The organism is Stenotrophomonas sp. YJH_SMC_37, from assembly GCF_059370035.1.
The window spans coordinates 392,958-406,581 of sequence record NZ_JCAFTG010000003.1; the positions used below are offsets into that span (position 1 = coordinate 392,958).

General features: G+C 68.5%; 12 protein-coding genes. 8 read left to right on the forward strand and 4 right to left on the reverse strand.

Annotated features, from left to right (window positions below):
• Positions 1-99: 99 nt before the first annotated feature.
• Together AC5P8J_RS06480 and AC5P8J_RS06485 are read right to left on the reverse strand one after the other, a co-directional pair.
• Positions 100-486 carry a DUF4440 domain-containing protein gene (locus AC5P8J_RS06480; protein WP_019660220.1) on the reverse strand — a complete coding sequence of 129 codons (387 nt, stop codon included), beginning with the start codon at positions 484-486 and terminating at the stop codon, positions 100-102.
• Entirely contained in the window at positions 486-1,844 is a 1,359-nt protein-coding gene (locus tag AC5P8J_RS06485; RefSeq protein ID WP_155029748.1) for an MFS transporter, read from the reverse strand. The genes AC5P8J_RS06480 and AC5P8J_RS06485 overlap by 1 nt, the downstream gene beginning before the upstream one ends.
• A gap of 105 nt (positions 1,845-1,949) precedes the next feature.
• On the opposite strand from AC5P8J_RS06485, the gene AC5P8J_RS06490 reads away from it, so the two are divergent.
• On the forward strand, positions 1,950-2,855 hold the full coding sequence (locus AC5P8J_RS06490; RefSeq protein ID WP_495216708.1) for a LysR family transcriptional regulator: 906 nt from the start codon (positions 1,950-1,952) through the stop codon (positions 2,853-2,855).
• 132 nt (positions 2,856-2,987) lie between these two features.
• On the opposite strand, the gene AC5P8J_RS06495 is transcribed toward AC5P8J_RS06490, so the two are convergent.
• On the reverse strand, positions 2,988-5,783 hold the full coding sequence (locus AC5P8J_RS06495) for a beta-glucosidase family protein (RefSeq protein WP_164145356.1): 2,796 nt from the start codon (positions 5,781-5,783) through the stop codon (positions 2,988-2,990).
• A 337-nt stretch (positions 5,784-6,120) separates the two neighbouring features.
• Between AC5P8J_RS06495 and AC5P8J_RS06500 the strand changes: the two genes are divergently transcribed.
• Positions 6,121-6,555 (forward strand): VOC family protein, encoded by a 435-nt coding sequence (locus AC5P8J_RS06500; RefSeq protein WP_134731497.1) that lies wholly within the window; start codon positions 6,121-6,123, stop codon positions 6,553-6,555.
• 370 nt (positions 6,556-6,925) lie between these two features.
• Entirely contained in the window at positions 6,926-7,630 is a 705-nt protein-coding gene (locus AC5P8J_RS06505; RefSeq protein WP_346470191.1) for an AraC family transcriptional regulator, read from the forward strand.
• A gap of 9 nt (positions 7,631-7,639) precedes the next feature.
• Here the strand turns inward: AC5P8J_RS06505 and AC5P8J_RS06510 are convergent, their stop codons facing one another.
• Positions 7,640-8,518: a sterol desaturase family protein gene (locus AC5P8J_RS06510; protein WP_227844431.1), complete on the reverse strand. Its 879-nt coding sequence runs from the start codon at positions 8,516-8,518 to the stop codon at positions 7,640-7,642.
• Between the two features lie 116 nt (positions 8,519-8,634).
• Here AC5P8J_RS06510 and AC5P8J_RS06515 point away from each other — a divergent pair, with 116 nt between their 5' ends.
• The 5 genes from AC5P8J_RS06515 (at position 8,635) to AC5P8J_RS06535 (ending at position 13,623) form a co-directional block, all read left to right on the forward strand.
• A complete protein-coding gene (locus AC5P8J_RS06515; RefSeq protein ID WP_021204494.1) occupies positions 8,635-9,585 on the forward strand; it encodes a LysR family transcriptional regulator in 951 nt (316 codons plus the stop codon).
• Positions 9,586-9,677: 92 nt separating this feature from the next.
• Positions 9,678-10,367, forward strand: coding sequence for a DsbA family oxidoreductase (locus AC5P8J_RS06520; protein ID WP_494540155.1), 690 nt, complete (start codon positions 9,678-9,680; stop codon positions 10,365-10,367).
• Positions 10,364-11,371 carry a cyclase family protein gene (locus tag AC5P8J_RS06525; protein ID WP_495216709.1) on the forward strand — a complete coding sequence of 336 codons (1,008 nt, stop codon included), beginning with the start codon at positions 10,364-10,366 and terminating at the stop codon, positions 11,369-11,371. The genes AC5P8J_RS06520 and AC5P8J_RS06525 overlap by 4 nt, the downstream gene beginning before the upstream one ends.
• A 218-nt stretch (positions 11,372-11,589) precedes the next feature.
• Complete coding sequence (gene imuA, locus AC5P8J_RS06530) at positions 11,590-12,204, forward strand: translesion DNA synthesis-associated protein ImuA (RefSeq protein WP_495216711.1); 615 nt, start codon at positions 11,590-11,592, stop codon at positions 12,202-12,204.
• A 9-nt stretch (positions 12,205-12,213) separates the two neighbouring features.
• The gene (locus tag AC5P8J_RS06535) at positions 12,214-13,623 is read left to right on the forward strand and encodes a Y-family DNA polymerase (protein ID WP_019660230.1); all 1,410 of its coding nucleotides are present in this window, start codon (positions 12,214-12,216) and stop codon (positions 13,621-13,623) included.
• Position 13,624: the final 1 nt, after the last annotated feature.

The following is a 13,624-nucleotide window of genomic DNA, read 5'->3' on the forward strand; positions in this document are numbered from 1 at the left end:
CTACGTTTGCCGACGACAGGTAGTGCCGGCCGCTGGCCGGCAACTTCATGATCCTGCGGCGCGTTACGACGGTTGCCGGCCAGCGGCCGGCACCACCGATCAATCTGCCGTTACCTCATGCAGCGCCAGCCAGCACCAGCGCCCCTGTTCTTGCCTCAGTACCGCCAGCGACTCCCGCCATGCGGATGCGCCACCGTCGATCGAATGACCTTCGCGATAGCGCAGCACCGCCAGCGGTGATATCGCATCCACCGCCTGCACGGCTTCGATGGAAATCTGCAGCCCCGGCCGCGCGCCATGGCCACCCGCGAACAGTGCCTGCACGGCATTACGGTCCAGCCTGCGACCCGCGATGCCGACCATGCTGAAGTCCGCGCAGAAATGCGCCATCAGATCATCCAGCGCATCCGCAGCCACCTCGGCCCGGAACCAGGCCTGCAGTTTGTCGTGCAGGTGGTGGATTTCATGTTCTGCGGTCGTAGCCATCAAGTGTTCTCCGGTTGCGAAAGGGTGATCCTCTGCGGCCGACGCAGCAACGCCATCGGCAACAGCGTCATTGCGGCGGCCAGACCCAGAGCCACGCTGGTGGCGCGTGCTGGCAGCCACTGCATGGCCAGCGCCAGCAGCAGCGCAATGGCGGCAGTACCCAGGCAGAAACTGAGCTGACGGTTGAGGTTCCAAAGGGCACTGGCATCGCCCAGCGCTTCACCCTCCACGCCGTGGAAAGCCAGCGTCTGCGCGGTGCTGCTGCACAGGCTGCCGCCGGCGCCCATCAGCGCGAACAGCAGCCCGGCCAACGCGAAGGCCGGCTGTGGCAGCAGCGCCATCAACAGCAGGCCGCTGGCCTGAAGCAGCATGCCCACGCGTAGTACCGTGGCCGGGCCGAAACCGGCCAGCAGGCGTTTGCTGGCAGTAATCGCCACGGCCGAGGCCAGCGCCCAGGGCAGCATCAACGCGCCGATGCGTGCCGCGCTGTAACCGGCCTGGTGCAGCTGCAGGGTACTGACCAGCTGGCTGCCGATGAACACACCGGGCACTGCCAGATAGACCAGCATCGCCAGGCGCAGGCCCCGATGGGACAGCAGCGACCAGCGCAGCAGGGGCTGCGCCTGCTGCCGTGCATACCGCAGGTGGGCCGCCGCCAACAGCATTGCGATCAACAGCAGTACGGCACCGGCGGCCCGATGGCCGGGTTCACCCAGCCAGGTCAACGCCAGCAGCAGCGCGCCCAGCGCCAGCATCGCGGTGGACAGCGCATAGGCCTGCAGGCGCGGCGCACTGCGCGCGCCATCGGCCGGCATCCACGCCAGCACCAGTCCAATCGCCACCACGGCCAGCGGCAGGCTGGCCCAGAGCACGCCGCGCCAGGACAACCACTGCACCAGCAGCCCACCGAGCGCGGGCGCCAGTGCTGGTACCAGCAGCGCAACCAGCAGGATGCGGCGGGTCAGCGCGCCACGCTGGTCGGGCGTGCACTGCCGGTACGCTGCCGCCTGTGCCACCGGAATCAGCAGGCCACCGGCCAGGCCCTGCAGCAGGCGCCAGCCCAGCAGCCAGCCAATACCCGCTGCTGCGCCGGCCAGCGCAGCGGCAACCGCGAACAGCAGCAACGCCACCAGCAGCAGGCGACGCTCACCACAGCGCGCGGCCAGCCAGGGCGCCAGCGGGATCACCACGCTCAGGCCCAGCATGTAGGCGGTGCCCACCCAGGCCAGGGTGCTGATATCGGCGTGCAGCTCCGCTGCCAATACCGGATAGGCCACCGTGGCGATGAACATGTTGACCAGATCCAGAGCGAACACCAGCAGGAAGATCGCCTCATGGCGCAGGCGGGGAGACGGCATCGGCGGCGCTCCAACAGGGAAGCGGCCAGCATGCCGTGCGGGCCTTGTTGGAAAAACACGACAGCAACTGCAACACTGTCAAATCCACTTTGACAATGAATTGCCATGGTCAGCCTCGATCGCTTCGATATCTTCCGCGCCGTGGTCGAGGCCGGCAGCCTGACCGCTGCGGCTGATCGCCTCGGCCTCAGCCGCGCGGTGGTCAGCTTCAACCTGAAGCGGCTGGAGCAGGAGCTGGGCGTGACCCTGCTGTTGCGCAGTACCCGCCACCTGGCCCTGACCGAGGCCGGCGAACAGTTCCTGCAACACTGCGTGCAGGCACTGGATGCCGCACAGGCAGCCATCGATGCCGCGCGCCGCGACCAGCACCAGCTGCAGGGTGTGCTGCGCCTGACCACCACGCCGGAGTACGCCCAGCTACGCTTGATTGCTGCGTTGGAGGCGTTTCGTGCGCGGCACCCGGCCCTGCAGCTGCACCTGTCGACCTCACCGGCACCGGCCGACCTGATTCCCGAGCGGTTCGACCTGGCAATCCGTCTTGGCCGCCTGCCGGATTCGGGCCTGCACGCCAGCGAACTGGAACGCCATCCACTGTGCCCCGTGGCGGCTCCGTCCCTACTGGCACGCCTGCCCTCTGCCGATGCTGCCGACGACCCCGTGCAGCTGGGCGCCCTGCCCCGCCTCGGTTACCCGCGCCTGGCCGACGTGCCGGTGATCGCGCCTGATGGCAGCAGCGCCCTGTTTGCCACCAACCCGGGCAACGCGGTGGTACGCGTGGATGGTGCCAGCAGCCTGCGCGCGTTCGCCCTGGCCGGCGCCGGGGTCACCGTGCTGCCACGCTGGCTGATCGAGGACGACCTGGCCCAGGACCGGCTGCGCCCGGTGCTGCGCCAGCACCGCTTCCCGCAGCAGAGCGTGTACGCGGTCTACCCGCACAGCACGCAGCCCTCGCCGAAGGTGCGGCAGCTGATCGATTTCCTGCGCGGGTGGTTTGGCAGCGCGCCTGTGTGACTTCCGCGCTCGCCGGGCATGGCCCGGCGCTACCCGATCACCACAGCCCTGGTAGCGCCGGGCCACGCCCGGCGAGCGCAGCGGTACCCCACAAACAAACACGGCCCCTTCCGGGGCCGTGTCTTCAAGGCATCAGCGCAGCACCTGCTCCACCAGCTGCACGTCCACGCTCTGCAGCGGCTCGGCCGCATTGCGCGACAGCTGCACCTGGTAGGTGCCGCCGTCGATCTTCCACTGGCGGGCCTGCGCATCGTAGTGCGCCAGCGTCTTCGGCTCGGCTTCGATGCGGATGCGGCGCTGTTCGCCCGGCTGCAGGGTCACCTTGTCATAGCCGATCAGGCGGATCGGCGTGGTGCTGCCGGCCGGCAGCTTCAGGTACAGCTGGGCCACGTCGGCACCGGCGCGCTTGCCGGTGTTGCGAATGTCCACGCTGGCGACCAGGCGCGAGCCTTCCACACTCACCTTGAGGTTTTCATAGGCGAACGAGGTGTAGGACAGGCCATGACCGAACGCGAAGGTGGGCTTCAGGCCCTTGGCCGCCATCCACTTGTAACCGACGTTGGCACCTTCGATATCGAAATCGAACACATCACCGAACGGCTTGGCCGGCTTGAAGCCGAGGCCGTCGATGTGCGGGCGCGGCAACTGCGATTCGTCCACCACCCAGGTCACCGGCAGGCGGCCGGACGGATTGACCTGACCGGTCAACAGCGCGGCAATGCCTTCGCCACCGCGGATGCCCGGGTACCAGGCCTGCAGCATCGCCGGCACCTGCGCCAGCCATGGCGTGCGCACCGGGCCATTGGTTTCCAGCACCAGCACGGTCTTCGGGTTGGCCTTGGCCACCGCCGAGATCAGCGCGTCCTGGTTGTCCGGCAGCTGCATGTCCGGCAGATCCACCGATTCGGCGGCCCACTGGGTGGCGAACACGATGGCCACATCCGCCTGCGCGGCCGCCTTGGCCGCGGCGGCGACGTTGGTGCCGTCCACGTACTCGATGGTCGCGTCCGGACGCGCTGCGCGCAGCGATTCCAGCGGCGAGGACGGGTGGAAGATCACCGGGCCCGGCCAGGTGGTCGGCAGCACGCCCGGCACCGCATTGGTGCCCTTGGCGGTCACGCCCACCATCGACGAACCACCGCCACCGATCACGCCCTTGTCGGCATGGCCGCCAATGATGACGATGCGCTTCACCGTGTCGGCCAGCGGCAGCAGGTTGCCTTCATTGCGCAGCAGCACGCTGCCCTCTTCCACCGTGCGCTGGGCGACGGCGAAGCCGGCCTCGGCATCCACCTTCTGGTGCTGCGGCGGGTTGTCGAAGTTGCCATGCAGGAACATGGTGCGCAGGATGCGCGCGACCATGTCATTCAGGCGCGCCTGCGGCACCACACCGCCATGCACGGCCAGGCGCAGCGGCTCATCGAAGAACACCGCCGCGTCGAACACTTCACCGGCCGACTGCTGGTCCAGGCCGGCCAGCGCCGCCTTCGAGCCGCTGTGCACGCCGCCCCAGTCGGACATCACGAAGCCGGGGAACTTCCATTCCTGCTTCAGCACCTGGTTCATCAGGTAGCCGTTCTCGCAGCCGTAGGTACCATTGATCTTGTTGTACGAGCACATCGCCACGCCCGGGCGGCCGGCTTCGAGCGCGATTTCGAAGGCCAGCAGGTCCGACTCGTGCATGGCCTGTTCGCCGATGCGCACGTCGTGGAAGTTGCGCCGGGTCTCCATGTCGTTCAGCGCGAAGTGCTTCATCGAGGAGATCACGTGCTGGCTCTGCACGCCCTGGATCAGCGCGCCAACCATCGAGCCGGCCAGCAGCGGATCCTCACCGGCATATTCGAAGTTGCGGCCGTTGCGTGGGTCGCGCTGCAGGTTGACGCTGCCCGACAGCAGGATGTTGAAGCGCTGCTGCCATGCCTCGCGGCCCATGGTCGCGCCGCCGGCGAAGGCGACTTCGCGGTTCCAGCTGGAGGCGGTGGATGGGCCGGACGGCATTGCGGTGGCGAAATCGCCCGGGCGGATGCCGCCCGGATTGGTCACGCCGACACCGGCATCGGCCGACTGCTGCGACGGGATGCCCAGCCGCGGTACGCCCGGCACGAAGCCGGCCGAACCGACCGCACCTTCCGGCAGCGGGCCACCGTCTTTGCCCAGCCCGAAGTAGCTGTGCAGCATCTGGAACTTCTCATCCTCGGTCATCGCCTTCAGCAGCAGCGCAGCGCGCGCATCGGCGTTGAGGGCGGTGTCCATCCATGGCTTTTCGCCGTGCTTGTCGGCGGCATAGGCCAGGGTCAGCAGGGTGGCGCGCAGGGTGCTGCCCTCCATCTTGAACGGCGCACTGCTGGCGGCCTGGAAACCATCGCTGAAATAGCTGGCATCGGCTTCCAGGGCGACACGCGCCGGATCGAAGCCTGCGGCCTTGGCCGATTCACCGGCCACCGCACCGAGCAGCACCGCCGGTGCACCCAGCCGCGAACGGGTGACCAGCGCCGGCAGCTGCGCCGCACCTGCACCGGCATCGGTATAGACCGCCACGGTATGGCGGCCATCGTCCAAGCGCAGGTAGTTCAGGCCTGGCTGGTCGGGGCCGGATTCGGCGGCGATCGGCAGCCGGGTCAGCACGGCCTGGCCGCGCTGGGTCTGGCCGTCGTCCTTGCCGGCGGCAACGAAGCGGTATTCATAGCCCAGGCCGTCGGCCAGCACCTGCAGCGGATCGACCTGGCCGATGCCGCGCTGCACCTGGCGCACGCTCACCGCGTCCACCTTCAGGCTCTTCAGTTGCGCCGCCAGGGCCGGCATCGCCTCGGCGTTGGGCGCCTGTTCCAGGGTCAGCACAGTGAACGCGGCGGGGTCGGCCCAGGCCGGAGCGGCCAGTGCGGCAGACAGGGCCAGAGACAGTGCAAGCGGTTTTGTAAACGTTTTCATCGGCAGGCGTAATTCCGTTGCCAAGGCAATCGGTCCAGGGAAAGTGCCGCCGAAGGGTGCAGCGTTCATGCCGCGCAGGGGTTGCCGGGCAACGTCCCGCAGGCCGAAGGGCGGGCCGGTCTGCGCGCGGGACCCTCCTCCCGGCGTGACAACCTGCCTGCCCGGGCCGCGCAGGGCGACCCAATCCTGTGAAGATTGTGCGAGGGCGTTCACACCTGTCAACAGGACCTAAGTCACAGGGGCAACCTGGCCCGCAGTTATCAGGCCATCACTGGCGGTCATCAGCGCGCCGCGCAGGGCTGCCGATAATGCAGGTCCCTGGCCACGAATCGAGCCCATGAACGTACATCGCGACTTCGACCATCTCTGGCGCGACCGCTGTGACACCTCCAGCCAGCGCGCACCGCGCGTGCTGATCCGGGTGTTCGTGGCTCCGGGCGAGCTGGAGCGCAGCGTGGCCTTCTACGAGCAGTTGCAGGGCGTGGTGGCCGATGCGGGCTTCCCGTTCCCGGAAGCCGGGCTGCGCCTGGCCATGGTCGGCGCCTTCCTGCTGATCGAAGGCAGCCAGGCGGCACTGGCCCCGTTCACTTCGACCACGGGGACACTGCTGGTCGATGACGTTCGGCCCTATCACGACAAACTGGTCGCGGCTGGCGCCGAGATCATCTTCCCGTTGCAGGTGGTACCGACCGGGGCGGCGTTCAACGCGGTGCATCCCGATGGCACGGTGGTCGAGTACGTGCATCACCGGCCCGACCCGCACGGCCGGTGAGGGTGCGCACGGCCGGGCTGCGCCCGGCACCCGCGGTAGTGCCGGCCGCTGGCCGGCAACCTCAAAAGCAAAGGCGGCTATCCGTGGGGTGGCGGGGTGGGTCCGGCTGCGGGGGGCGCTGCAAGTACGTCCATGTAAGCTCGGTCGCCGCTTGCTCGTGTGCGCTGTCCTGCGCACACGGCAAGACCGGGGTTGGGCGTCCTGCCCAACCCGCCCGAGGCATGCCTCGGGCCCATGGCGCTCACGCCCCCGCAGCCGGACCCACCCCGCCTTCGACAGTCTCTCGCGACCTGCAGTAGATCCACGCCATGCGTGGATGCTCTTCGTTTCATTGTCGAATTACTCGATTCCGATGGAGATTCATCCACGCATGGCGTGGATCTACAATCCCGTCATGTCTTCCCCCGCCCTGCCCTGGAACGGCACGTTGCTGCTGGATGCGCACGCCGCCGTACTGCAGGGTCATGCCGGTGACAGCGCTTCGCATGCGCACTACGCCCATCAACTGCTGTTGAGCGACGGTACGTCCTGGCACATCGAGATCGATGGCGTGCAGCAGCAGGGCCAACGGCTATGGCTGCCTTCGTTCCAGCCGCACGCGATCCTGTCAGCGCCGGAAGCGGGCTGTACGGTGTTCCTTGAGCCGGCGCATGCCGATCCCGAACAGATCCAGCGGCACCTGCATGCGCTGCCGGGTAACGCGCTGGCGCTGCACGACTGGCTGCCACGGCTGAGCCGCCCGCAACCGCTGGACCGCCGCGTGCAGGCGGCACTGGCCCGTATCGCCCAGCACCTGCCTGGCCCGGTGCCGGCTGCCGACATCGCCAAAGCGGCGCACCTATCGACCAGCCAGCTGCACCGGCGCTTCCAGTCCGAGCTGGCAGTGACCTTGCGCGGCTGGGTGCTGTGGCAACGGCTACGCACTGCGCTCACGCATCATCTGAGCGGTCACAACCTGACCGACAGTGCGCATGCCGCTGGATTCGCCGATCTGGCCCATCTCTCGCGCAGCCTGCGCCGCATGTTCGGCATCGGTGCCGCGCAGCTGCAGGGCCTGCAGCTGCACGCGGCCTGACATGTTCAATCATTCGCGCCTGCGCAGGCCTTCCGGCAACTCCGGCACCTCGCCATGCGGCAGTTCGCGGAACGGCGCCAGCAGCTGCCCCGGATAATCGCGCGGATAGTCCGGTTGGCTGCCGATGCCGAGGTCGCGTTGCTGCAGCCGATAGCCCGGTGCATCGAAGGCGGTCCCCAACAGGTGATCCCATGCGGTCAGGAACAGGCCGAAGTTGACGTCGCCGGCGGTGCCGTAACGCATGTGGTGGAAGCGGTGCAGCGGCGCCCATGCCATCACCCGGCCCAGCACGCCGGGACGCATGTCCACGTTGGAGTGCTGCAGCAGCAGCTGGATGGCAATGGCGAAGGCCAGCACCGCAGCCACCGGCATCGGCAGGCCCAACAGCAGCAGCGGCAGTACGCCACCCACCGCTTCGGCCGCCTGGTGCAGCGGGTGTTTCATCAGCCCGTTGAAGCCGTACATGCGGGTGACGCTGTGGTGCACCGCATGCAGCCGCCACAACCAGCCGATGCGATGGCTGGCGTAGTGCACCAGGGTGATACCGAGATCAGCGCAGACGATGGCCAGCAGCGCCTGTAGCGCGAATGGCCACTGCAGAGGCCAGGCCTGCCATGGAATGATTGCCGCCAGCAGCGGCACCGCCGCGATCGACAGCAGGTTCAGGCTTTCATTGACCAGTGCATGCAGGGCGTCACGCAGGCTGTCGCCGTGGTCGTGATTGAACGCGGGGTCATACGGCCACGCGCGCTCGGCGGCGAACGAAACCGCAATGGCGGCCGCCAGCAAGGCCAGCAGCCACAGCGGGTCACCGTGGCAGTGGCCGATCCAGACGACGGCAGTGGCGACGAATCCAAGCAGGAACAGCGGGGCATACAGGCGGAGCATCCAGTGCTTCATGGGCAACCCGGAAAGTGAGGGGCCTGCATGCTGGCGTGGCGTGTGGGTTGCTGGCTTGAACAAACGGCGCAACCCTGCGGGCACCACGCTTCCCACATCCACGCATGGCGTGGATCTACAATGGCGCCCTCATCGCGCCCGGGGCCGGCATGGATTCCTTCAACCTGATGCGTGCCTTCCGTCGCATCGTCGAACGCGGCGGGCTCGCTCGTGCCGCCGAAGACCTGGGCATGTCGCCGGCCGGGCTCAGCAAACAGCTGCGCACGCTGGAAGCGCATCTGGGCGTGGTACTGCTGCAGCGGACCACGCGGCGCATGAGCCTGACCGAGACCGGCCACGCCTATTACCGCGAATGCTGCCGCCTGCTCGACGAACTGGACGCATTGGAACGTGGCATCGCCGAACAGCGTGGCGAGGTGGCCGGGCGCCTGCGTGTCAATGCACCGCAGTCGTTCGCGCTGAGCACGCTGTCGCCGCTGCTGCCCCGCTTCCTGCAGCAGCATCCGCAGCTGTCGCTGGACCTGGTGATGGAAGACCGCCTGCTCGACGCGGTCGGCGAAGGTTTCGATGTGTCGCTGCGGCTGCGTGCCGAGCTGGATGATTCACGCCTGGTGGCGCGCCGGCTGGCGTCGCTGCAGCAGGTGCTGTGCGCGGCCCCGTCCTACCTGCGGCAGCATCCGGCACCGCAGGCGGTAAACGATCTGCAGGCGCACAGCGTGCTGGCCTACAGCCTGTCCGACTCCCCCGGCAGCTGGCCGTTGCTCGGCCCTGATGGCCAGGTGACGATCACCCTGCCAGCGCGCGTCACCGTCAACAACAGCCTGCTGCTGCGCGACCTGCTGGTGGCCGGCATGGGCATCGGCGCCCTGCCCTCGTTCCTGGCGGCACCCGCACTGGCCCGTGGCGAACTGCAGCAGGTGCTGCCCGACCACCGCTATCCGCCGCGCTTCGTGCATGCGGTCTACCCCACGTCGCGCCATCTGCAACCCAAGGTGCGTGCCTTCATCGATTTCCTGCACGCCGAGCTGCCCGGCTGCGCTGGCCTGGATTCGTAACCGCCAGCGAAAACTGAGCTGCCCGCGGCGTGCTGTTTCGGCCACGCCGCGCTGCCTACTCTGCCGCCTCCCCTCTCACCGATGGCAGGCAGATGTCTTCCGTTCCTTCCCCCGCCACCGCCGCGCCGGTGGTCGATTTCTTCCACGACGTGGTCTGCGGCTGGTGCTTCGTGCTGGCCCCGCGCCTGCAGCAGGCCTGCGCCGAACTCGGCATCCAGGTACGCCACCGCAGCTTCGTGCTGCAGGACTCGCGCGCGCAGATGGTCGAAGTGTTCGGCTCGATGGAGCGCGCCAAGGCGATCATCCTGCGCCACTGGACCGACTGCGCCGCGCATGAAGACACCGCGCGCATCGATATCGAGGGCATGCGCGCACAGGACTTCGAGTATCCGTCCGGCTGGCTCGGCGCACTAGCCTGCCAGGCCGCTGGCATGCTCGATGGCAACGACGCCCATGGCGCGATGTTTGATGCCGTGCAATGGGCGCACCTGCACCAGCACCGCAACATCGGCGACGCCGAAGTACTGCTGGATATCGCTGAATCGCTGGGCCATCCACGTGGCGCCTTCGCTGACCACATGCGCAGCGACGCAGTACGCCAGCGCGTGCAGGCCGATCGTGCCGACGCTGCCGCGCTCGGCATCCGTTCCATCCCCACTGTTATCGGCGGCAACGGCCTGCGCCTGCAGACCCTGCCGCTGCCACACCTGCGCCAGGCCCTGGCGCCCCTGGTCGCGGCCAGAGCCGCGCCCTCCACACTCTGCAAGGAGATTTCCCCATGACGCCACGTACCCTGACCACCGCGCTGGCCCTGCTGCTGGCCGGCACCGCAGCTTCCACCACCGTATCCGCGCACGAACGCGTCCCCTCCGGCCAGCAGGTCGGCACCAGCCCCTGGGGGCCGAAGGACGAGATCGGCCGCCTCAACCTGATCACCGACGCCTCGCGTGCGGCGATCCTGTCGCGGGTCAGCGGCGGCAAGGCCTATGACCTGGCCACCGAGTACTACGTCGGCATGCCCAGTTGGCAGGATGCCGGCGACCCGCACTACCAGTTCTGGATGACCCACACCCCGCGCGGCACGGTGATGGACGACCCGATGGGCGTGGGCGAGACCATGAACCTCACCCGCAGCTACACCGGCACCGCGTTCTCGATGTACAGCCACACCGGCACCCACATCGATGCGCTGAACCACTTCGGCATCCACGGGAAGATCTGGAACGGCTTCGAGGCCGACAAGCATCTCGGCGATCGTGGCTGGAATGTCACCGGCATCGAGAAGTTCCCGCCGCTGATCGCGCGTGGCGTGCTGATCGACGTGGCCGCCGCCAAGGGCGTGGACATGCTGCCGGACAGCTATCGCGTCACCCGCCAGGACCTGAAGGATGCGCTGGCACGCCAGAAGGTGAAACTGCAGCAGGGCGACGTGGTGCTGATCCGCACCGGCCGCATGCGCCTGTTCGAACAGCCCAGGGCCTACATGGCCAACCCGCCGGGCATGGGCCTGGATGCGGCACGCTTCCTGGTCGAGGACGGCGGCGCGATGATCGTCGGTGCCGACAACCTCAGCTTCGAGACCTTCCCCTCCGAGGTGTCCGACGACTACGTGCCGCTACACACCTACCTGCTGGCACAGCAGGGTGCGCCGATCATCGAGCTGGTGGCGCTGGACGAACTGGCCCGCGACAAGGTCTACGAATTCGCCTTCATCGGCGGCCCGCTGAAGATCCGCGGTGGCGATGCCGCGCCCCTGCGCCCGGTGGCGTTGCCGGTCCACCCGTAACCGCATCCTGTGGGTGCCGACCTTGGCCGGCACTCCTCCCCCCTTCAGCAACCTGAAACCCGGCCCTCGGATTTCATTAGTAATTCTACTTACAACGCGAGTAGCATGTCTGGTCTCAGCCCCTGATACCGGCCCGTCGATACTCGCGCCATGCCCGCCGTTTCCGCCCGTTCCTGCCGTTTCCAGCCCACCCGGCGCCTCCCCGGGAGGATCGGCTGATGGGTGCGGTCGTTGCCCTCGACCGGCTGCTGGACGGGCGCCAGCTGTGGCGCGGCCCGGCCCGCCACGGCCCAGCCAGCGACCATCTGGCCAGCGGCCATCCGGCACTGGATGCACGCCTGCCCGGCGGCGGCTGGCCGGCCAGCGGACTGTGCGAGGTGCTGCAGGCGGCGCCCGGCGTTGGCGAACTGGCGCTGGTATGGCCGGCACTGGCCAGGCTGAGCCAGCGCGACCGCCCGATCGTCCTGGTCGCTCCGCCCTACCGTCCGCATGCCCCGGCCTGGGCCGCCGCCGGGCTGGACCTGGGCCAGTTGCAGATCATCCACGCCGCGCCGAAGCAGGCACTGTGGGCCGCCGAACAGTGCCTGCGCTCTGCGGCCTGCGCGGCGGTACTGTGCTGGCCGCACCAGGCCGACGACCGTTCACTGCGCCGGCTGCAGGTGGCTGCCGACAGCGGCCAGTGCTTGGGCTTCGTGTTCCGCGAGGCGCAGGCCGCGCGCAATCCCTCCCCGGCCAGCCTGCGCCTGCAGCTCGACCACGGCCAGGTGCGGGTGCTGAAGTGCCGTGGCGGGTTGCCGCCGGCGCAGCCGTTGCCGCTGGCCATCGCCCACTGAGGACGCGCCATGCACTGGGCCTGCCTGTTGTTGCCGCAGCTGGCGCTGGACAGCGTGCTGCGCCTGCAGCCGGATCCGCAGCGGCCGCTGGTCCTGCTGCAGGGGCCGGCGCAGCGTCGCGTGCTGCGCGCGGTCAGCCCGTCGGCACGTGCAGCAGGGCTGCGCCCGGGCATGCTGCTTTCGGCTGCGCAGGTACTGGTGCAGGACATGCAGCTGCACGACTACGACCCGAGTGCCGAACAGCACACCCGGCAGCTGCTGGCCAGCTGGGCCTATGCCTACAGCTCGCAGGTCAGCCTCGATTTTCCGCATGCGCTGGTGCTGGAAATCGGTGCCAGCCGCGCCCTGTTCGGTGACTGGCTGACGATCCAGCAGCGCCTGCGCAACGAACTGCACGAACTCGGCTTCCGCCACCGCCTGGTGGCCGCGCCTACCCCACATGCCGCGCGCGTGCTGGCCAACGTCCACGATGGCCTCGGCCTTGATGCGCAGCAGCTGCCGGCGGCGCTGGCGCAGCTGCCCCTGGCACGTTGCGGCCTGCCCAGCGAGGCGGTGACCGTGCTTGGCCGTTCCGGCCTGCGCACGCTGGGGGCGGTGCTCAAGCTGCCGCGCGACAGCCTGGCCCGGCGCTTCGCCCCCGAGGTCCTGCAGCAGCTGGATGCATTGCGCGGGCTGCCCACCGCGCCATTGCGCTACTACCAGCCACCGGACCGTTTCGATGCGCGCATCGAATTCGAATACGAGATCGAATCCAGCCAGGCCCTGCTGTTCCCGCTGCGCCGCCTGCTGCTCGACCTGGCCGCCTTCCTGTGCTCGCGCGATGGCGGCGTGCAGCGCTTCGACCTGCATTTCGAGCATGACCTGTTGCCGGCCAGCGTGCTGACCATCGGCCTGTTGGCGCCCGAGCGCGATCCCACGCTGCTGTTCGAGATCGCACGCAACCGCATGGAAGCGTTCGCCCTGCCGGCCGGCAGCCGCGCACTGCGACTGCAGGCCGAACAGCTGCCGCCGTTCGTACCCGCCGCGCGTGACCTGTTCGATACCCGTCCGGCGCAGGCGATGCCGTGGAACCAGCTACGTGAGCGCCTGCGCGCGCGGCTCGGCGATGACGCCGTGCAGCCGCTGGCAGTGCAGGCCGACCATCGTCCCGAACGCGCCAGTGGCACCCAGCCACCGGCCAAGCCCCCGTCGTACTGGCCACTGCGCCCCGGCTGGTTGCTGGATGCGCCGCAACCGCTGCGTGATCCGAGGCTGCGCATCGTCACCGGACCGGAGCGGATCGAATCGGGCTGGTGGGACCAGGCCGACGCGCGCCGCGACTACTACGTGGTGGAAACCGCGCATGGCCAGCGCGGCTGGGCTTTCCGTGACCGCAACAATCCACATGCGCCGTGGATGCTGCACGGCTGGTTCGGCTGAG